Genomic DNA, 19025 nt, shown 5'->3' with positions numbered 1-19025 from the left:
CCGCGCCCCGCCGCGATCCGGGCCGGCCGCGATGTGCTCCCGGCGGCCTGCCGGTGGTAAAGTGCTGGCTGTCCCAGCCGGACGCCCCCGAGCCTGGTTTCGCGCCAGCCTCCGATTGCCCTGCAAGCCGCCACCCAGACCAGACGGCGGGGCCGCCCGGCCTTCCCTCGCCCACCCCTTGCCGGATCCGCAATACACCCCATGGGAGCTTTAAGCCACCTCCGCGTCCTCGACCTGACCCGCGTTCTCGCCGGGCCATGGTGCGCCCAGAACCTTGCCGACTTCGGCGCCGACGTGATCAAGATCGAGCGCCCCGGCGCCGGCGACGATACCCGCACCTGGGGCCCGCCCTGGCTGCAGGACGGCGAAGGCCGCGATACCGCGGAAGCTGCCTATTACCTGGCCGCCAACCGCAACAAGCGCTCGGTGACCTGCGATATCAGCACGCCCGAGGGCCAGGAACTGGTGCGCGCGCTGGCCGCCCAGAGCGATGTGGTGCTGGAAAACTACAAGGTCGGCCAACTGAAGAAGTACGGGCTGGACTACGACTCCCTCAAGGCGATCAAACCGGGCCTGATCTATTGCTCGGTGACCGGCTTCGGCCAGACCGGCCCCTACGCGGCGCGCCCGGGCTACGACTTCATCATCCAGGGCATGGGCGGCTTCATGAGCCTGACCGGCGAGCGCGACGACCTGCCCGGCGGCGGCCCGCAGAAGGCCGGCGTGGCCATCTCCGACCTGATGACCGGGCAGTACGCCACCATCGCCGTGCTGGCCGCGCTGGCCCACCGCGAGCGAACGGGCGAAGGCCAATACATCGACATGGCCCTGCTCGACGTGCAGGTAGCCATGCTGGCCAACATGAACACCAACTACCTGGCCAGCGGCGAAGCGCCCAGGCGCTGGGGCAACGCGCACCCCAATATCGTCCCCTACCAGACCTTCCAGGCCGCCGACGGCTGGATCATCGTGGCGGTGGGCAACGACGGCCAGTTCCGCAAGTTCGTCGTTGCCGGCGGACGCCCCGAACTGGCCGACGACCCGCGCTTCGCCACCAACCCGCAGCGGGTTGCGCATCGCGATGTGCTGGTGCCGATCATCGCCGACATGGTCAAGCCGCGCACCCGCGCCCAGTGGATCCTCGACCTGGAAGCCGCCGGCGTGCCGTGCGGCCCGATCAACACGCTGGACGACGTGTTCGAGGATGCCCAGGTCAAGGCGCGCGGCCTGCGCGTGGACCTACCGCACCCGAGCGCCGGCGAGGTCAAGCTGGTGGGCAGCCCGATCAAGATGAGCGCGACGCCGCCCGAGGCCGTGCGCCACCCGCCGCTGCTGGGCGAGCACACCGACGCGGTGCTTGGCGACATGCTGGGCTACACGCCGGAGCAGATTGCCGCGCTGCGCGCCAAGGGCGTGCTGTAGGGTACTTGCCGCTGCGTGCCTGCAGTGGCGGCGCGCGGGCGGCAAGCCGAAGCTCGTTGTCGTTGCCTTCGTTGTTGCTGTCGTTGTTGCCATAGCCGTTGCCGTAGCGAAAAAAGCAAGAACCCTGACCCCGCGCGCGCCGGCGTACGGCGCATGCCTAACCACAAAAGGAGTTTGGATGCTGACCGACGCCCTGCTGGCCTTCCTGCACTACACCTTCATCTTCCTGCTGATCGCCTTGATGACCGCCGAAGCGGTCGTGCTGCGCCCCGGCATGACGCCGCCCGTGCTCAAACGCCTGTCGATCTACGACCTGCTCTACTTCCTCACTGCCATGGCGGTGCTGGCAACCGGCTTGCTGCGGCTGTTCTACGGCGCCAAGGGTGCACAGTTCTACCTGCACAACCCGTGGTTCCACGCCAAGATCACCGTGTTCGTGGTGATCGCCCTGTGCTCGCTGCCGCCCACCTTCGCCATCCAGCGGTGGCGCCGCCAGGCGCGCAGCCTGCCGGACTTCGTGCCCATGCCCGCCGAACTGAAGTCCGCGCGGCGCTGGGTCATGATCCAGGCCCACCTGCTGATCCTGCTGCCGCTGTGCGCGGTGATGATGGCGCGCGGCATCGGCATGAAATAGGCCGCAGCGCCTGGCGCACCCAGATTCCCAATCCAACCCGACGCATCTCCATGCTCAAGAAGAAACTCGCCGCGGCATTGCTCGCCGCCGCCCTGCCCGCTATCGGCACCTTTATCGCCTTTGGCACCGTTATCGCCTTTAGCGCCACGCCGGCCGCCGCAGCGGCCGCCTACCCGACCAAGCCGCTCAAGTTCGTCGTGCCCTACCCGGCCGGCGGCCCGCTGGACACGGTGGCGCGCGCCATCGGCGACAAGCTCAAGGACAGCCTGGGCCAGCCCGTGGTGGTGGAAAACCGCCCGGGCGCCGGCGGCAATATCGGCGCCGACTACGTGGCCAAGCAGCCGGCCGACGGCTACACCATCGTGATGGGCGCCGTGGCCACCCACGCCATCAACCCCAGCCTCTTCGCCAAGATGCCGTACGACCCGGTGAAGGACTTCAGCCCGATCACGCTGGTGGCCGACGTGCCCAACGTACTCGTCATGCACCCCGGCAAGGCCGCCGAGCTGCATATCAGCAATGTGCGTGAACTGGTGGAATACGCGCGCAAGAACCCCGGCAAGCTGGACTACGCCTCGGGTGGCAACGGCAGCGCGGGACATTTGTCGGGCGAGCTGTTCAAGAGCATGGCCAAGGTCAGCATGGTCCACATCCCGTACAACGGCGCCTCGCCCGCGCAGCTGTCGGTGCTGTCCGGCCAGACCGACATGATCTTCGATAACCTCGCCTCCGCCTCGGCCAACATCAAGGCCGGCAAGCTCAAGGCGTTCGCCGTCACCACCGCCACCCGCGCCGCCGCCCTGCCCGAACTGCCCACGATCGCCGAAGCCGGCAAGGGGCTCGGCCTGGAAGGCTTCGACATCTCCACGTGGTTCGGGGTGTTCGCCCCGGCCAACACGCCGAAAGAGATCGTCGASCGCCTCAACCACGAGATCGTGGCCATTCTCAAGACCGACGACATGAAGGCAAAGCTGGCCCGCATCGGCGCCCAGCCGGCACCGACCACGCCGGAGCAGTTCGGCGCACTGGTGCAGCGCGAACTGAAGAAGTACGCGCAGATCGTGAAGGTGTCGGGCGCCAAGGTGGATTGACACGCTCGGGGCATTTGCCAAAGCCGCCGAACAGGCCAAAGCCGCGCGCCATGACGACGGCTGTCTCTCCCTCTCCCCTCAGGGGGAGAGGGCCGGGGAGAGGGGTGGCTTAGCTAGGAGCAACTTGAAGCGAAGCCCGTGGTGTTGTCCGGCACGACGCCGTAACGAGCATCCACCCTCTCCCCCAGTCCCCGCGCAAAACCCGGACCTGTCAGATCGCCTCCGGCGCCGCCCGCGGCAACAACAACCCCACCTGAATAATCCGCGGCCCATCCATCCGCGTCACCGTCAGCTTCAGCCCGGCGATCTCCACGGCGTCACCCTCTACTGGCGGTGATGTAAAGGCCTCCTGCATAGCGGCTTCCAGCGTCCGTTGCGCCTCGGCAGGACTCAACTCCCGCGTCCCATAAAGCCCCGCCACATCCCGCAGCATGGCCTCCCCGGACAGCAGGAAATCATGGCTAGCCTTGCCCCAGGCAGGTGCCGGCCCAGGCCGATGGAACAACAGCGCCAGCATCGGCACGCTGGTCCCCGGCGCCAGGATCGACACCATATCCCCAGCCCGCAGCACGGTCTGGCCGGGCGCAGCCAGCGCTTCGTCCCGCACCACGGTCAGCAGCCGGCAACGGGGCGGCAATTCGAGCTGGTCGGCGCGCAGGCTCTCCGCCGGCGAATCGGCCTCGACCCTGAACTGCATCACCTCCAGCGCAGGCGCATGGGTGCCCTGCAGCCGCGAGCGGGCCAGCGGCTCCGGATAGGCGGGACGCAGCACGCGCGCCAGCCGCGCCGCCAGCGGCACGGTGGTGCCCTGCAGCAGCAGGCTGGTCAGCACCACCGCAAAGGCGATGCGAAACAGCAAGCCAGAATCCGGCATGCCCTGCAGCATGGGAAACAGCGCCAGCACGATAGGCACCGCCCCACGCAAGCCCATCCAGGCCACGAAGCCCTTCTCCCGGGCACTGAAGCGAAACGGCAGCAGCGCCAGCCAGACCGCCGCCGGGCGCGCCACCAGCATCAGGAATGCCGCCACCGCCACCGCCGGCAGCGCCACTTCCCAGATCCGGTGCGGCGCCACCAGCAGGCCAAGCAGCAGGAACATCACGGACTGCGACAGCCAGGCCATGCCGTCCATCGCCCGCATGGTGTCGGGGCCTACCGCGCGGTCGCGGTTGCCCACCAGGATGCCGGTCAGGTAGACGGCCAGGAAGCCGCTGCCGCCCGCCGTCTGCACGATGGCGAACACCATGGCGCCGCCCGAGCACAGCAGGATGGCCTGCAGGCCTTCGGCCACGCGGATGCGCTCCATCACGTTGGCCATGCAGTAGCCCAGGCCCAACCCGAGCAATCCGCCGACCCCGAACTGCACCACCAGGCGCCACAACAGCGCGCCTGGGCTCAGGCCCGCGGGCGCGGCAATCCAGTCGATCAGGGTGAGGGTCAGGAAGATGGCCATCGGGTCGTTGATGCCGGATTCGATCTCCAGCACACTCGCCACCCGCTCCTTGAGCCGGATGCCGCTGGTATTGAGCAGCGAGAACACCGCCGCCGCATCGGTCGAGCCGACGATGGCGCCCAGCAGCAGGCCCAGCTTCCAGTCGATCTCCAGCACCCAGGCGGCAAACAGGCCCACCAGCCCGGTCGTGACCAGCACGCCTACGGTCGCCAGCGACAGCGAGGGTTTCAGCGCCACCCGGAAGGTGGCCAGCCGGGTGCGCAAGCCGCCATCGAGCAGGATCACCGCCAGCGCGAGGTTGCCGACCAGGAAGCTCAGCCAGGTATTGGAGAAGCGGATGCCGCCGGGGCCATCCACCCCGGCCAGCATGCCGACCGATAAAAAGACAAGCAGGAAGGGCACGCCCACGCGCGCCGAGAAGGCGCCCACCACAATGCCCAGCGACATCACGACGGCGCCGATCAGGATGACATGGTCAATGCTTTCCAAAACGGCTTTCCCTTTTCACTTTTCACTTTCCATGCCGTGCCGCATCGGCCACAAGCTGCGGACGCTTCGGCAACGGCAGTGCAGCCAGCGATGATAGCGCAGCCCTATGACCACTCTGCCGCGGGGCGCGTGAAGCAGCACCCGGCAACGGAGCAAGCGGGCCCTGGATGTCTCCTAGGGAGATACCCGCAGATTGACCATTTTTGCAGACATCTGAAAGGTAGCTGAAAGGTCTTCCCCTTAATTTCCTCCCTGCCAGCGGCGGGACGGTTGCGCGCGCGTTTTTGACGCACCGCAACATCCATCGCCGCACGGATTTCAAGCAGTTTTTTCGAGGAGAATCATTTTGCGCATTCGTAGCCAAAAGGACTTTGCCTCCGGCCTGATGTTCATCCTGGTCGGATTCAGCTTTTCCTGGGTCGCACGCGGGTATTCCATGGGTACAGCCGCGAAGATGGGCCCCGGGTATTTCCCGTTCTGGCTCGGCATCGTGCTCGCCTTGCTGGGCGCGCTGGTGCTGTGGAGTTCCCTGTCCGCCAAGAAGGAAGAAGACCAGCTCGCACGCTGGGACATCAAGACCTTGCTGTGGATCCTGGGCTCGGTGGTGCTGTTCGGCCTGATGCTCAAGCCGCTGGGCATGGTGCTGTCGGTGCTGGTGCTGGTGCTGGTGTCGTCGATGGCCAGCCATGAATTCAGCTGGAAGGGTGCCGTTGTCAACGCCATCGTCCTGGTGATCATCAGCCTGGGCGCCTTCGTCTACGGCATCAATCTTCAGATGCCGGTGTGGCCGGCATTCTTGGCAGGATAAGGAGACGGCCATATGGAACTACTAGCCAACCTGGGCCTGGGCTTCTCGACCGCCCTGACCCTGCAAAACCTCGCCTACGCCTTCCTGGGCTGCGTGCTGGGCACCCTGATCGGCGTGCTGCCGGGCCTGGGGCCTCTGGCCACCATCGCCATGCTGCTGCCGGTGACCTACACGCTGCCGCCGGTGGCCGCGCTCATCATGCTGGCCGGTATTTATTACGGCGCCCAGTACGGTGGCTCGACCACCGCCATTCTGGTCAACCTGCCGGGTGAATCGTCGTCGGTGGTGACTACCATCGATGGCTACCAGATGGCCAGGCGAGGGCGAGCGGGGGTGGCGTTAGCCACCGCCGGCCTAGGCTCGTTCTTCGCCGGCTGCGTGGCAACCCTGATCCTGGCCGCGTTCGCAGCGCCGCTGTCGGAACTGGCCTTCAAGTTCGGCCCCGCCGAGTACTTCTCGCTGATGGTGCTGGGCCTGATCGGCGCCGTGGTGCTGGCTTCGGGCTCGCTGGTCAAGGCCATCGCCATGATCGTGCTGGGCCTGCTGCTGGGCCTGGTCGGCACCGACGTGAACTCGGGCGCCGCGCGCTTCTCGTTCGACGTGCCGGAGCTGACCGACGGCCTGAACTTCGTCTCGGTCGCCATGGGTGTGTTCGGCTTCGCGGAAATCATCGCGAACCTGGAACAAAAAGATGCCCGCGAAACCTTCACGGACCACATCACCAACCTGTTCCCGACCAAGGAAGACTTCAAGCGCATGATCCCGGCAGTGCTTCGCGGCACGTTCCTGGGCTCCGCGCTGGGCATCCTGCCGGGCGGCGGTGCGGCGCTGGCTTCGTTTGCAGCCTACTCGCTGGAAAAGAAGACCTCGAAGTTCTCGCATGAGTTCGGCAAGGGCGCTATCGAAGGCGTGGCGGGTCCGGAATCGGCCAACAACGCCGCGGCGCAGACCTCCTTCATCCCGCTGCTCACGCTGGGCATTCCGCCCAACGCCGTGATGGCGCTGATGGTGGGCGCGATGACCATCCACAACATCCAGCCGGGCCCGCAGGTCATGACCAGCAACCCCGCGCTGTTCTGGGGCCTGATCGCCTCGATGTGGATCGGCAACTTCATGCTGATCATCCTGAACCTGCCGCTGATCGGGATCTGGGTCAAGCTGCTCAAGGTGCCTTACCGCTACCTGTACCCGGCCATCCTGGTGTTCTGCTGCATCGGCGTGTACTCGGTCCAGAACACCACGTTCGACGTGTTCCAGACCGCGGCCTTCGGCGTGATCGGCTACCTGTTCATCAAGCTCAAGTGCGAGCCGGCGCCGTTGCTGCTGGGCTTCGTGCTGGGGCCGATGATGGAAGAGAATTTCCGCCGCTCCCTGCTGCTGTCGCGCGGCGAGTTCAGCGTGTTCCTGACCCGCCCGCTGTCGCTCGGCCTGCTGATCGCAGCCGCCGTGCTGGTCCTGATCGTGGCGCTGCCGTCGATCAAGAACAAGCGCGAGGAAGCTTTCCAGGAAGAATAAGAGAGCAAGTCCCGCGGCCGGTATCCGTGCCGGCCGCGGGCGACGCTGCCAGAGAAAGAAGACCCTCAAGGTGCCGCAAGGCACCTTTTTTCATGCCTTGCCCGCTGCGGCGCTCAGATGCTGGCGGCAAGCGCGCCGGCTCGCGCCAGCCAGGCATCCCTCTGCCCGGGCTGCGAGCCCAATACCGGGCCGAACGCCATGGTGCTGACCGGCTTGATCCCGCAGAACTCCAGCGTGGTCTTGCGCATCTGGCGGATGCCCGGCATGCGGTAGATCCATTTGAAATACCAGGGCGGCGTATCCATGGTCACCAGGAGATGCGCCGAGCGGCCCTTCAGGAGCTGATCAGGGAACGCTTTGCCAGCGCGGTACTTGAAGGCGAAGCCGGGCAGCAGCACGCGGTCCAGGAAGCCCTTGAGCAAGGCGGGCGGGCCGCCCCACCAGATCGGGAAGACGAACGCAAGGTGTCCCGCCCAGGCCATGGCTTCCTGCGCGTCGACCAGATCGGGCTCGAGGCCCTGGATGGCGTTGTAGCCCGCATGCAGGATGGGATCGAACTTCAGCATATCCAGCCTGAGCAGCCGGACTTCGTGCCCCGCGGCTTCCGCGCCGGCCGCATAGGTCCTGGCGATGGCGCCGCACAAGCCGTCGTTCGAAGGGTGACCCATGATCACCAGTATTCGCTGCCGCATCGCGATGCTCTCCAAAAAAGGTCGACGCCGCGAGGGTAAGGCTTGCCCCTTGAGGCAGAGTCAAGGCCGCGGGCACGCCATCGCGCCGTGCGGTGCATCGCTGGCCGCTTCGCGCGCTTCGCCACGGCCAAGGCACGCACGGATTTCCGCGCCGATCTCGCCAAGCTCGGCGTCCAGCTTGCGCAACCTGTGGATTTCCTCGCGCAGGCTCGCACGCTTGCTATCGAGCTGCTGCACGAGCCGGTGCCAGTCCGGCTCCCCCGCGCCCGCATCCATCACCGGGAGCAGCTCGGACAGGCGAAAGCCCAGGGCCTGCGCCTGCCGGATCAGCCCGACCTGCCTGACTGCGTCGTCCGCATAGACGCGGTATGAGCCGGCGCGCGTGACCTGCCCTAGCAAGCCAAGCGATTCGTAGTGGCGGATCGCCTTCGGCGACGCGCCCGTGCGCCTGGCAATTTCTCCGATGAACATCCCCGTTCCTCCCTTGCATTGGTACGAAAGTACGAAACGCCAGTGGCATCCTGCTTGCTTGCCCTGGCTTGGCTTATGGCGCGAACCTTGCCGCAAGCGCTGCACAGGGTAAGGCTTGCCCTTAGGGGCAGAGTCAAGCTCCCTCGGAGTGCCCCTACCCCTACCCTAGCCCTGCCCGGACCCTTGCCCCTGCGCCGCCACGCCAGCGCCAGGGGCATCGAACAGGCCCGCACAGGCGTCCCGCACGGCTGCCGTGACGTGGCGGCGCGCCTGGTCGCGCCGCTCCAGCATGCCAATGGTGCGCAGCACCGGCGCACCGCCGATTTCGAGCGGCAGGATGCGCAGGGCTTCGTCCTCCAGCCAGCGCGCGCGCTGCAGCAACGGCACCACGGTCACGCCCACCTGCTGGCGCACCAGTTCAACGAGCGCCTCGATCGAGTTCAGCTCGAGGAACTCATTGACGCGCAGATGCGCGCGGCGCAGCGCCCGCGCAACCAGCATGCCAGTGCGCTGGCCGCGGTCGAAACGCAGGAAGGGGTTGGCCGCCAGCGCTTCGCGCGCGTTCGCGCCCAGGCTGTCGCGCCCGGCAATCGCCACCAGCGGCTCCTGGTAAAGCGGCGTCCACACCAACGTGCCGGGCAAGCGGCCCGCCCCTTCCACCAGCATCGCCGCGTCCAGCTCACCGGCTTCCACCTGCGCCGCCAGCTCGATCGACTTGGCGCTGACCAGGCGCACGTCCAGCGCCGGGTATTCGCGCTTCATGCGCGCCACCACATGCGACAGGCCGCCCATGACCGACACCACGGCGCCCACCGCTACCGCGCCGGCCATCACGTCCGGCGCTTCCGGGGGCAGGCGCATCTCGTCGTAGAGTGCGAGCATGCGGCGCGCCTGCGGCAACAGCTCGCGCCCGCCGGCATTGAGCGCCACCACCCGGCCTCCCCGGTCGAACAGCTCGCGGCGCAGCTCCATCTCCAGCGCGCGCATCTGCAGGCTGACCGCGGCCTGGGTCAGGGCCACCCGCTCGGAGGCGGCGGCAAAGGAGCCGTGGTCGGCCACGGCAACGAAGGTGCGCAGGAAACGGATGGTGCTCATGGGGAGAAAGTCATGATGTGCGGCTTGGTGGGTGGCTTGGTGGGTGGCTTGGTGGGTGGCTTGGTGGGTGGCTTGTCATGTTACTTATTATCGACATCAATACTTAAGAAAACCTTTAGACATAAGAAAGAAATATTAGCTTTCATTATGATGACCTGCACGGAATAATGGATCCGCAGCACCGCCTGGCAGCATCCGCAGCGGAGTGTGTTGCCCGAGGGCCGGCCCCGGCCTGCGATGCTTTGCTTCCCCGATCCGGAGATCACCATGAAACACTGGCTGCGCCTCTTTGGCACGAGCCTCGCCACGGGACTTGCGCTGAGCGCCGTCCCGGCACTCGCCGACACCTACCCGAACAAGCCGATCCGCCTGATCGTGCCGTTCCCGGCCAGCGGCGCCACCGATTTGCTGGCTCGCGCCATCGCGCAGAAGGTGGGCACCAACATGGGCCAGCAGATCGTGGTCGACAACCGGCCCGGCGCCGGCGGCGCCATCGGCTCCGACATGGCCGCCAAGGCCCCGGCCGACGGCTACACGCTGCTGATCGCCACGACCAGCACGCATTCGATCGGGCCGTACATCAACACGCGCCTGCCGTACAACACCGAGACCGACTTCACGCCGATCGGCCAGGTGGCCATCGCCACCAACGTGCTGGTGGTGCCGAACAGCCTGCCGGTGAAGAACGTCAAGGAGCTGATCGACTACGCCAAGAAGCATCCTGGCGAGCTGAACTACGCGTCCAGCGGCAACGGCACGGTGGTGCACCTGACCGCCGAAGCCTTCAAGGCGCAAGCCGGCGTGTTCATCACGCACATCCCGTATCGCGGCACCGCGCTGGCCGTGCCCGACCTGATCTCCAACAAGGTGCAGATTTTGTTCGACAGCATCGTCTCGGGCCTGCCGCACGTGAAGGACGGCAAGCTCAAGGCGCTAGCCGTGACCAGCCTGAAGCGCTCGCCGCTGGCGCCCGAGATCCCGACCGCCAGCGAGTCCGGCCTGCCCGGCTTCGAGTCCGATACCTGGTTCGGCATCTACGGCCCCAAGCAGATGCCGGCCGAGCTGGTGAACCGCCTCAACGCCGAGTTCAACAAGGCGATCCAGGCGCCCGACGTGAAGGAGCGCCTGGGCAAGCTGGGTGCGGAACCCGTTGGCGGCACGCCGGCCCAGTTCGCCGCGATGGTCAAGAAGGACAGCGCGCGCTGGGGTAAGCTGATCAAGGATCGCAAGATCATCGTGGAATAACGTACGAACGCTGGCAAGCCGGCCGCGGCATCGCGGCCAAGCGCTGCCAGCGCATCGAACCGAGACAAGCATGCAGAACTTCAACTGGACCAATCCCTACCCTTCCGTGCGCATCCCGCTGTTCGCGCGCAACGTGGTGTCCACCTCGCACCCGCTGGCGGCGCAGGCCGGCCTGCGCATGCTGCTCAAGGGCGGCAACGCGGTCGATGCAGCCATCGCCGCGGCGGCAGCCATCACCATCGTCGAGCCGGTCTCGTGCGGCCTGGGCAGCGACGCTTTCGCGATCCTGTGGGACGGCAAGGAAATGCATGGCCTGAACGCTTCGGGCGTGGCGCCGGCGGCATGGAGCCCCGAGTACTTCAAGAGCAAGTACGGCACGGATGCCAACGGCATCGCCAAACGCCCCGTGCGCGGCTGGGACGCCGTCACCGTGCCGGGCGTGATCGCCGGCTGGGCCGCGCTGCATGAGCGCTTTGGCAAGCTGCCCTTTGCCGAGCTGATGGAACCCGCCATCGAGATCGCCGAGCGCGGCTACGCCGTGCCGCCGGTGGTGGCGCACAAATGGGCAGCCGCCGTGCCGGAACTCAAGGACCAGCCTGGCTACGCCGAGGCCTTCATGCCGAATGGCCGGGCACCCAATGTGGGCGAGAAGTTCACGCTCAAGGCTGCCGCCGACACGCTGCGCAAGATCGGCGCCAGCAAAGGCCGCGCCTACTACGAAGGCGAGATCGCCGAGAAGATCGTCGCCTTCAGCCAGGAATGCGGCGGCGCCATGACGGCCGACGACCTGCGCAACTACAAGCCCGACTGGGTCAAGCCGATCAGCAAGGCCTACCGCGGCTACGAGCTGCACGAGATCCCGCCGAATGGCCAGGGCATCGCCGCGCTGGTGGCGCTGGGCATCCTGGACCAGTTCGACATGGCCGCGCTGCCGGTGGATTCGGTCGAGTCGCAGCATCTGCAGATCGAGGCGATGAAGCTGGCTTTTGCCGATCTCTACCGCTACGTGGCCGACCCTGGCAGCATGGAAGTCACGCCCGAGCAGATGCTGGACGACGCATACCTGAAGTCGCGCGCCAAGCTGATCGACATGGAGCGCGCCACGCACTTCGATTTCGGCATGCCCAAGGTCGGCGGCACCATCTACCTGACCGCCGCCGACGAGAACGGCATGATGATCTCGTTCATCCAGTCGAACTACATGGGCTTCGGCTCCGGCGTGGTCGTGCCGGGCACCGGCATCAGCCTGCAGAACCGCGGCGTGGGCTTCTCGATGGATCCGAAATCCCCCAACGTGGTGGCCGGCGGCAAGCGCCCCTTCCACACCATCATCCCGGCCTTCCTGACCAAGGACGGCCAGCCAGTGATGAGCTTCGGCGTGATGGGCGGCGACATGCAGCCGCAGGGCCATCTGCAGACCGTGGTGCGCATGGTGGACTACAACCAGCAGCCGCAGGCCGCGTGCTGCGCGCCGCGCTGGAAGGTCAACCGCGACTTCACGCTGGACGTCGAATCCACCATGGATCCGGCGGTCGTTGCTGGCCTGAAGGCTCGCGGCCACCAGCTCAAGTCGGTCGACGACCCATACATGGATTTTGGCTCGGGCCAGTTTATCTGGCGCCTGTCGGACGATGCCGAGCATGGCTATGTGGCCGCCAGCGACAGCCGGCGCGACGGGCAGGCCGTAGGGTTTTGAGTACCCGTAGGTAGCACTGGGAGCGCCCGCCGCAAGGCGGGCTTTTTTTTGCCTGTGCACCGCCAGTGCGGATCCCCTTGACGTGGCGGCCGATCTCATCCTAAATTTCTGTATTGACAGAAATTACTGACAAAACGCAAGCCAGATCGCACCACGCGAAGGAGAACATGACATGAGCGCGCCCGCACTGACGCTGTTCTTCGACGGCGGTTGCCCGCTCTGTGCCGCCGAAATGCGGCGCATGGCGAGACTCGACCGCCACGGCCGGCTGGGATACCTCGACATGCGCGGCGAGGGCTTCGATCCCGCGGCCTACGGCACCACCTTCGCCGCCATGGATACGGAACTGCATGGCGTGCGCGCCGACGGACACTTGCTGGTTGGTATCGACTGCATCGCCGAGAGCTATGCGCTGATCGGCCTGGGCTGGCTGGTGTGGCCGCTCAGGCTGCGGGCTACCCGCCCCGCGTGGCAGCACCTCTACCGCTGGTTTGCGCGCAACCGCTATCGGGCCAGCCGGCTGCTGGGCTACGGCTGCGCGGACGGCGTCTGCACGCCGGGCCGGCGCTGAGTCGGCGCTGAGTCGGGCGCCTCACCCGACTGTCTGCAACTGGCCTGCTTGCCATGGCGGCGACTGTGCATGGTGTACGCCGCTTGCGGCACTACACTGAGGCCTTCGCCTTTGCTTTCACCCCGACCGCCATGACCACCTACGCTTTCCGCCTGCTCAACGTCTTCGCCGAATCCACCTTCGGCGGCAATCCCCTGTGCGTGTTCGAGGATGCGCGCGGGCTCGACACGGCCACCATGCAGGCCCTGGCGCTGCAGTTCAACCTGTCCGAAACCACCTTCATCCTCCCCTCCGAACAGGCCAGCGCGCACGTCCGGATTTTCACCACGGGCTACGAGATGCCCTTTGCCGGCCATCCCACGTTGGGCACCGCTCATGTGGTGCGCGACCTGGCCGCTACCGGCGACGCGCTCACGCTGGAGTTCAAAGCGGGCGTGGTGCCGGTGACCGCGCAGGGCGACGTGTGGACCTTCACCGCGCCGCATGCGGGTGCGCCCAGGACCGCGCCGGCGGGCCTGCCGGACGCGCAGATGGCATCGCTGCTCGGGCTCGCCGAGACCGACCTGCTGGCGGCGCCGATCTGGGTCGACACCGGCGCCGACCAGCTGATGGTGCCCGTGAAAACCGTGGACGCGGTGCGCCGCGCGCAGCCTGACAGCGCACGCCTGGCGTCCTGGCCGCAGAGCAGCCTGGGCCGCAAGACGACCTACGTCTTCGCCTTCGACCCGACGCGGCCGGGCCAGGTGGTGTCGCGTTATTTCTTCACCAAGCAAGGCGGTGGCGTGGCCGAGGACCCGGGCACCGGCTCGGCCTGCGCCAATCTGGGCGGCTGGCTGATCGCCAACGATTACGCGCTGCCGGCCGCCTATCAGGTCTCGCAGGGCGAGGCGGTCGACCGGCCGTGCACGCTGCGCCTGGAAGTCACCGGCGAGCGGGCCATCCGCGTGGGCGGTCGCGTGATCGAGCTGGGACGCGGCACCATCAACCTGTAACGCGCAGGCTTGCGGCGTCAACGCGACAAAAGGCGCGGTACTGCGTTACAGTGAGCGTCTGCCCGGTCTTCCCACCGCCCTAACGAGCGCCCCACATGCGCCGCCCGACATGACCACGCCGCACGCCCTGACCACGCTGGCCGAGCTGGAGGCCCACTACGCCGAAGCCGGCGAAGCCTCGCTCGCCAAGGAAGTCGACTACCTGCACCCGCACTACCGTGCCTTCGTCGAGGCCGCCCCGCTCTGCATGCTGTCCACGGTGGGCGGCGAGTACGCGGAAGTCTCCCCGCGCGGCGATGCGCCGGGCTTTGTGCAGGTGCTGGATGAGCGCACGCTGCTGCTGCCGGACCGGCGTGGCAACAACCGCCTGGACAGCCTGCGCAACATCATCGCCGACCCGCGCGTTGGCCTGCTGTTCCTGATCCCGGGCGTGAACGAGACCATCCGCGTGGCGGGCACCGCCCATGTCTCGGTGGACCCGGCGCTGATCGCGCGCTGCGTCGTGGATGGCAAGGCGCCGGCCACCGTGCTGGTAATTTCAATCCAGTCGGTGTTCTTCCAGTGCGCCCGCGCGCTGGTGCGCTCCAAGCTTTGGGCACTGGAAACACAGGTGGCGCGCAGCAGCCTGCCGAGCAACGGCACCATCCTTGCCGCCGTGAGCCGGGATCCCTTCGACGGCGTCGCCTACGACGAGTCGCAGCCCGCGCGGATGAAGCAAACCCTGTATTGACCCCATGTACACGCCATCCCACTTCGCCAGCACCGAAAGCGACGCCATCGACGAGGTCATGCGCCGCTACCCCTTTGCCACGCTGATCGGCAACGACGCCGACGGGCTGCCGTTCGCCACCCACCTGCCGGTGGTGGCCCAGCGCAGCGGCGATGCCTGGCAGATCGAAGGCCATATGGCGCGTGCCAACCCGCACTGGCGCTGGCTGGAGCAGACGCCCAGCGCCCTGCTGGTGTTCCAGGGGCCGCATGGCTATGTGTCGCCAGCGTTGTACGAGCAAAAGCTGTCGGTGCCGACCTGGAACTACGTGGCCGTGCATGTGTATGCGGAGATCGCTACGATCCATGACGCCGATGCCAAGGATGCGTTGCTCAAGCGGTTGATCGCGCAGAACGAGCCCGGCTACGCTGCGCAGTGGCGCGCGCTGCCGGAGGATTTCCAGCAGAAAATGCTGGGCGCGATCGTGGGCCTGCGCATCGTGCCCACACGCATCGAAGCCAAGTTCAAGCTCAGCCAGAACCGCCCGGCGGGCGACCGCGCCCGCATTCTCGCGGCCCAGCAGGAAGGCAGCCCCATCGAGCGCGACATGGCAGCGTGGATGGCACGCATGATGGGCGCCTGAAGCGCGCCTGAAGAACGCCTGAAGCCCCCCCGCACGGCCAGCTTCGAACCCGGCTCTCGCGCCGCTCAGGCGCGCGGCAGCCACTCTGGCGCGTGCGTGCCCAGCGGAACTGAAGGCAGCGCCCAGTGCGCGGGCGTCTCGGACAAGCGTCCCGCGTGCGACACCGCGCGCAGTTCGCCAAAGCCCGACGGCAGGGTCACCAACAGGTCGGACACGTCCTCGAAGCGCTGGTCCGGCGCCTCCAGGCCACCGTCGATTCGGCCCAGGCCGCGCAACCACTGGCCAACCTGCGCCAGCGACACCCGCACATGCCAGCTGCCGCCCTCGGCCGCACGGCGATGCAGCCCGGCCATGGCGCCAAGCGCCAGCAGGTAGCCAGCCGCATGGTCCAGCACTTGCGCCGGCAGCGGCAGCGGCTCCTCGCTGCGCGCCGCGGACGCTTCCGCCTGATTGAAGCCGCTGGCGGTCTGCACCAGCGAATCGAAGCCGCGCTTGCCAGCCCAAGGACCCAAATGCCCGTAGGCACTTAGCGTCACATAGACGATGCCGGGGCGGGCGCGGGCCACCGCCTCCGGCCCCACGCCCAACTCCGCCAGCCCCTGCGGGCGATAGCCCTGGATCAGCACGTCGGCGCCGTGCAACAGCTTGTGCAGGGTGCGTTTGTCGTCGGGGTCGCGCAGGTCCAGCTGGCAGGCGCGCTTGCCGCGCCCAGTGTCGATCACCAGCGGGGCAATACTGGGTAGGTGGGCCGCGCTCACCTGCAGCACATCGGCGCCGTGGGCGGCCAGCGTGCGTCCGGCTACCGGCCCGGCAATGATGCGGGTGAAATCCAGCACGCGCACGCCGCCGAGCGGGCGCGCGCCGGCCGTGGGCAGCGCGGCGAGCGGCTGCGGCGGCGCTTCGCCGATGCGCTCGATGTTGAGTGGCGGCATGCCATGCAACGCCTGCCCCTGCGGATGGCGGTCCCATTCGTCGAAGCTGCGCAGGGCGGCCACGACCAGGCCGGCCTCGGAGGTGGTGGCCTCGAAGGCCTCGGCGTCCCATTTCTGCAAGGCTGAGCGCACCGCGGCGAGATCGTGCGGGCAGCCCAGGATGCGCAGCACGCCGTCCCGGTGATGGGGAAAATTGGCATGCACGCGTACCCAGCGGCCGTCGCCGCAGCGGTAGAGGCCAGACACCTTGTCGCGGAACTCCGCCGCGGGCTCGCCGCCCACGCGCAGGTAGCGCTCGCTGCGGAACTCGGCCACGGCGTGGCGCATGTCGACGGCCACGTCCTGCCAGCGCCCGCTGCGCTGCTGCCACAGCATGGCGGCGGCCAGCGCCGACGCGCCCAGGCTGGCCTGGGCGGCCGTGCCCACGGCGAACGACGACGGCAGCACCGGATCGGCACCGCTGAGCTGCAGCCGGTCCAGGGCAGCGGCTGGCAGCCCGGCGGCCAGCCAGAGCCCGGCTACGGCCTCCAGCGGGGTTGGGCGAGTGGCTTGGGAAATAGTTGGCGTCGGCATGGCGGCAAGGCTCCACAGGGCGGGTGCGCTCTCTCCATCCTAGGCCGCGCCGGGTGTTTTTGCGCCCGTGCGCGGAGTTTGCACGACTCGGGTCCCCGGCACGGTAAAATCACCCGATCCGGCATTCCGCCATGCAATCGAGCAGCGCGGCAGGCTGCGCGCCAGACTCCGGCCGCCGCCCCGCCTCCTGACTTAACCGCCCACCGGCGCCACCATGAGCAACGACCCCAAAGCCAACGACAGCACGACCGCCGCATCCAATTTCCTGCGCAGCATCATCGACCAGGACCTCGCCGCCGGCACCTACGCCGGCCGCCAGGATGCCCAGGGCGAGCCGTTGCCCCCCGTCATCACCCGCTTCCCGCCGGAGCCCAATGGCTACCTGCATATCGGCCACGCCAAGAGCATCTGCGTGAACTTCGGCATGGCGCGCGATTTCGGTGGCCGCTGCCACCTGCGCTTCGACGACACCAACCCGGTCAAGGAAGACACCGAATACGTCGATTCCATCATCGACGCGGTGCACTGGCTCGGCTTCAGCTGGGACACCACGGCCAAGGACGGCAGCAAGCAGCCGCACCTGTACTACGCCAGCGACTACTTCGACCAGCTCTACGCCTTCGCCGAAAAGCTGATCGAGCGCGGCGTCGCCTACGTGGACAGCCAGAGCGCCGAGCAGATCGCCACCAACCGCGGCGACTTCTCCCGCCCGGGCACGCCCTCGCCGTTCCGCGACCGCAGCGTCGAGGAAAACCTGCAGCTGTTCCGCGACATGCGCGACGACAAGTACGCCGACGGCGAGCACGTGCTGCGCGCGAAGATCGACATGAACGCGCCCAACATCGTGATGCGCGACCCGGTGATCTACCGGATCCGCCACGCGCATCACCACCGCACGGGCGACAAGTGGTGCATCTACCCGATGTACGACTTCACCCACTGCATCTCGGACGCGCTGGAAAACATCACGCATTCGCTGTGCACGCTGGAGTTCGAGAACAACCGCCCGCTGTACGACTGGGTGCTGGCGCAGTTGCGCGAATGCGGCGTGTTCAGCGAGCCGCTGCCGCATCAGTACGAGTTCGCCCGCCTGAACCTGACCTACGCCATCACCAGCAAGCGCCGCCTGCTGCAACTGGTCGTTGAAAACCGCGTGGACGGCTGGGACGATCCGCGCATGCCCACCATCGTGGGCGTGCGCCGCCGCGGCTTTACGCCGGAATCGATCCAGTTGTTCTGTGACCGCATCGGCGTGGCCAAGTCCGATAGCTGGATCGACATGAGCACGCTGGAAGGCGCCGTGCGCGACGACCTCGACGCGCGCGCCGCGCGTGGCGCCGCCGTGCTGGATCCGCTCAAGCTGATCCTCGACAACTACCCCGAAGGCCAGAGCGACGACTGCACGGCGCCGGTGCACCCGAAGAAGCCGGAACTGGGCATGCGCGTCTTCCCGCTCACGCGCGAGCTGTGGATCGAGCGCGACGACTTCAGCGAAGCGCCGCCCAAGGGCTACTTCCGCCTGTTCGCGCCCAAGGACGGCACCCCGGGCAGCAAGGTGCGCCTGCGCCACGGCTACGTGATCGAATGCACGGGCGTGGACCGCGACGCCGACGGCAAGGTCATCGCCGTGCACGCCAACTACCTGCCCGAAACCCGCAGCGGCACGCCGGGCGCGGACAGCGTCAAGGTCAAGGGCAACATCCATTGGGTCAGTGTGGCGCATGCCTATGAAGCCGAGGTGCGGCTGTACGACCGCCTCTTCAACGACCCGAACCCGGACGCCGGCGGCAAGAACTTCCTCGACGCGCTGAACCCGGACTCGAAGAAGATCGTCACGGCCTACCTGGAACCCGGCCTGGCGCAAGCCGCTCCGGAAGATCGCTTCCAGTTCGAGCGCCAGGGCTACTTCGTGGCCGACCGCGTGGATTCGAAGCCGGGCAAGCCGGTCTTCAACCGCATCGTCGGGCTGCGCGACAGCTGGGGGAAGTAAGCCC

At 67.3% G+C, this 19025-nt stretch carries 17 protein-coding genes; 12 read left to right on the top strand and 5 right to left on the bottom strand.

The window, feature by feature from the left end:
• Positions 1-201: 201 nt before the first annotated feature.
• From AB4061_RS13355 to AB4061_RS13345, 3 genes are all read left to right on the top strand, one after another.
• Positions 202-1422, top strand: coding sequence for a CaiB/BaiF CoA transferase family protein (locus AB4061_RS13355; protein WP_441634421.1), 1221 nt, complete (start codon positions 202-204; stop codon positions 1420-1422).
• Between the two features lie 178 nt (positions 1423-1600).
• A complete protein-coding gene (locus AB4061_RS13350) occupies positions 1601-2056 on the top strand; it encodes a DUF2214 family protein (protein ID WP_150984164.1) in 456 nt (151 codons plus the stop codon).
• Positions 2057-2106: 50 nt separating this feature from the next.
• The gene (locus AB4061_RS13345) at positions 2107-3147 is read left to right on the top strand and encodes a tripartite tricarboxylate transporter substrate binding protein (protein ID WP_441634419.1); all 1041 of its coding nucleotides are present in this window, start codon (positions 2107-2109) and stop codon (positions 3145-3147) included.
• A 211-nt stretch (positions 3148-3358) separates the two neighbouring features.
• Here the strand turns inward: AB4061_RS13345 and AB4061_RS13340 are convergent, their stop codons facing one another.
• Positions 3359-5089 (bottom strand): potassium/proton antiporter, encoded by a 1731-nt coding sequence (locus tag AB4061_RS13340; RefSeq protein ID WP_441634417.1) that lies wholly within the window; start codon positions 5087-5089, stop codon positions 3359-3361.
• A 346-nt stretch (positions 5090-5435) separates the two neighbouring features.
• On the opposite strand from AB4061_RS13340, the gene AB4061_RS13335 reads away from it, so the two are divergent.
• Both AB4061_RS13335 and AB4061_RS13330 read left to right on the top strand, forming a co-directional pair.
• Positions 5436-5897, top strand: a complete 462-nt coding sequence (locus AB4061_RS13335) for a tripartite tricarboxylate transporter TctB family protein (protein WP_043348382.1) — start codon at positions 5436-5438, stop codon at positions 5895-5897.
• 12 nt (positions 5898-5909) lie between these two features.
• Positions 5910-7412: a tripartite tricarboxylate transporter permease gene (locus AB4061_RS13330; protein ID WP_174422528.1), complete on the top strand. Its 1503-nt coding sequence runs from the start codon at positions 5910-5912 to the stop codon at positions 7410-7412.
• Between the two features lie 113 nt (positions 7413-7525).
• Here the strand turns inward: AB4061_RS13330 and AB4061_RS13325 are convergent, their stop codons facing one another.
• From AB4061_RS13325 to AB4061_RS13315, 3 genes are all read right to left on the bottom strand, one after another.
• Positions 7526-8104 carry an NAD(P)H-dependent oxidoreductase gene (locus tag AB4061_RS13325; RefSeq protein WP_441634415.1) on the bottom strand — a complete coding sequence of 193 codons (579 nt, stop codon included), beginning with the start codon at positions 8102-8104 and terminating at the stop codon, positions 7526-7528.
• 60 nt (positions 8105-8164) lie between these two features.
• Positions 8165-8575 (bottom strand): MerR family transcriptional regulator, encoded by a 411-nt coding sequence (locus AB4061_RS13320; RefSeq protein ID WP_441634413.1) that lies wholly within the window; start codon positions 8573-8575, stop codon positions 8165-8167.
• Positions 8576-8740: 165 nt separating this feature from the next.
• Positions 8741-9670 carry a LysR substrate-binding domain-containing protein gene (locus tag AB4061_RS13315; protein WP_441634411.1) on the bottom strand — a complete coding sequence of 310 codons (930 nt, stop codon included), beginning with the start codon at positions 9668-9670 and terminating at the stop codon, positions 8741-8743.
• Between the two features lie 267 nt (positions 9671-9937).
• On the opposite strand from AB4061_RS13315, the gene AB4061_RS13310 reads away from it, so the two are divergent.
• The 6 genes from AB4061_RS13310 to AB4061_RS13285 all read left to right on the top strand — a co-directional run bounded on the left by AB4061_RS13310 (position 9938) and on the right by AB4061_RS13285 (position 15526).
• Entirely contained in the window at positions 9938-10915 is a 978-nt protein-coding gene (locus AB4061_RS13310) for a Bug family tripartite tricarboxylate transporter substrate binding protein (RefSeq protein WP_441634409.1), read from the top strand.
• 70 nt (positions 10916-10985) lie between these two features.
• Positions 10986-12611 carry a gamma-glutamyltransferase gene (gene ggt, locus AB4061_RS13305; RefSeq protein ID WP_441634407.1) on the top strand — a complete coding sequence of 542 codons (1626 nt, stop codon included), beginning with the start codon at positions 10986-10988 and terminating at the stop codon, positions 12609-12611.
• Positions 12612-12783: 172 nt separating this feature from the next.
• Positions 12784-13182, top strand: coding sequence for a thiol-disulfide oxidoreductase DCC family protein (locus AB4061_RS13300; RefSeq protein ID WP_441634405.1), 399 nt, complete (start codon positions 12784-12786; stop codon positions 13180-13182).
• A gap of 131 nt (positions 13183-13313) precedes the next feature.
• A complete protein-coding gene (locus AB4061_RS13295) occupies positions 13314-14174 on the top strand; it encodes a PhzF family phenazine biosynthesis protein (RefSeq protein WP_441634403.1) in 861 nt (286 codons plus the stop codon).
• A 109-nt stretch (positions 14175-14283) separates the two neighbouring features.
• On the top strand, positions 14284-14904 hold the full coding sequence (locus AB4061_RS13290; RefSeq protein WP_441634401.1) for a pyridoxamine 5'-phosphate oxidase family protein: 621 nt from the start codon (positions 14284-14286) through the stop codon (positions 14902-14904).
• 4 nt (positions 14905-14908) lie between these two features.
• Positions 14909-15526: an FMN-binding negative transcriptional regulator gene (locus AB4061_RS13285; protein ID WP_441634399.1), complete on the top strand. Its 618-nt coding sequence runs from the start codon at positions 14909-14911 to the stop codon at positions 15524-15526.
• Positions 15527-15591: 65 nt separating this feature from the next.
• On the opposite strand, the gene AB4061_RS13280 is transcribed toward AB4061_RS13285, so the two are convergent.
• Complete coding sequence (locus tag AB4061_RS13280) at positions 15592-17031, bottom strand: CoA transferase (protein WP_441634397.1); 1440 nt, start codon at positions 17029-17031, stop codon at positions 15592-15594.
• Positions 17032-17245: 214 nt separating this feature from the next.
• Between AB4061_RS13280 and AB4061_RS13275 the strand changes: the two genes are divergently transcribed.
• Positions 17246-19021, top strand: coding sequence for a glutamine--tRNA ligase/YqeY domain fusion protein (locus AB4061_RS13275; RefSeq protein ID WP_441634395.1), 1776 nt, complete (start codon positions 17246-17248; stop codon positions 19019-19021).
• Positions 19022-19025: the final 4 nt, after the last annotated feature.

This window comes from Cupriavidus sp. YAF13 (assembly GCF_052113425.1).
Taxonomy (GTDB): Bacteria; Pseudomonadota; Gammaproteobacteria; order Burkholderiales; family Burkholderiaceae; genus Cupriavidus.
The sequence above is the reverse complement of the archived record's forward strand: the minus strand, read 5'-3'. Positions and strand labels throughout refer to the sequence as shown.

What these genes read in the sequence shown, in the direction of transcription:
- AB4061_RS13355 (WP_441634421.1), top strand. Translation starts at nt 202, where the DNA reads ATGGGAGCTTTAAGCCACCTCCGCGTCCTCGACCTGACCCGCGTTCTC.
- AB4061_RS13350 (WP_150984164.1), top strand. Translation starts at nt 1,601, where the DNA reads ATGCTGACCGACGCCCTGCTGGCCTTCCTGCACTACACCTTCATCTTC.
- AB4061_RS13330 (WP_174422528.1), top strand. Translation starts at nt 5,910, where the DNA reads ATGGAACTACTAGCCAACCTGGGCCTGGGCTTCTCGACCGCCCTGACC.
- AB4061_RS13325 (WP_441634415.1), bottom strand. Translation starts at nt 8,104, where the DNA reads ATGCGGCAGCGAATACTGGTGATCATGGGTCACCCTTCGAACGACGGC.
- AB4061_RS13320 (WP_441634413.1), bottom strand. Translation starts at nt 8,575, where the DNA reads ATGTTCATCGGAGAAATTGCCAGGCGCACGGGCGCGTCGCCGAAGGCG.
- AB4061_RS13315 (WP_441634411.1), bottom strand. Translation starts at nt 9,670, where the DNA reads ATGAGCACCATCCGTTTCCTGCGCACCTTCGTTGCCGTGGCCGACCAC.
- AB4061_RS13310 (WP_441634409.1), top strand. Translation starts at nt 9,938, where the DNA reads ATGAAACACTGGCTGCGCCTCTTTGGCACGAGCCTCGCCACGGGACTT.
- ggt (WP_441634407.1), top strand. Translation starts at nt 10,986, where the DNA reads ATGCAGAACTTCAACTGGACCAATCCCTACCCTTCCGTGCGCATCCCG.
- AB4061_RS13300 (WP_441634405.1), top strand. Translation starts at nt 12,784, where the DNA reads ATGAGCGCGCCCGCACTGACGCTGTTCTTCGACGGCGGTTGCCCGCTC.
- AB4061_RS13295 (WP_441634403.1), top strand. Translation starts at nt 13,314, where the DNA reads ATGACCACCTACGCTTTCCGCCTGCTCAACGTCTTCGCCGAATCCACC.
- AB4061_RS13290 (WP_441634401.1), top strand. Translation starts at nt 14,284, where the DNA reads ATGACCACGCCGCACGCCCTGACCACGCTGGCCGAGCTGGAGGCCCAC.
- AB4061_RS13285 (WP_441634399.1), top strand. Translation starts at nt 14,909, where the DNA reads ATGTACACGCCATCCCACTTCGCCAGCACCGAAAGCGACGCCATCGAC.
- AB4061_RS13280 (WP_441634397.1), bottom strand. Translation starts at nt 17,031, where the DNA reads ATGCCGACGCCAACTATTTCCCAAGCCACTCGCCCAACCCCGCTGGAG.
- AB4061_RS13275 (WP_441634395.1), top strand. Translation starts at nt 17,246, where the DNA reads ATGAGCAACGACCCCAAAGCCAACGACAGCACGACCGCCGCATCCAAT.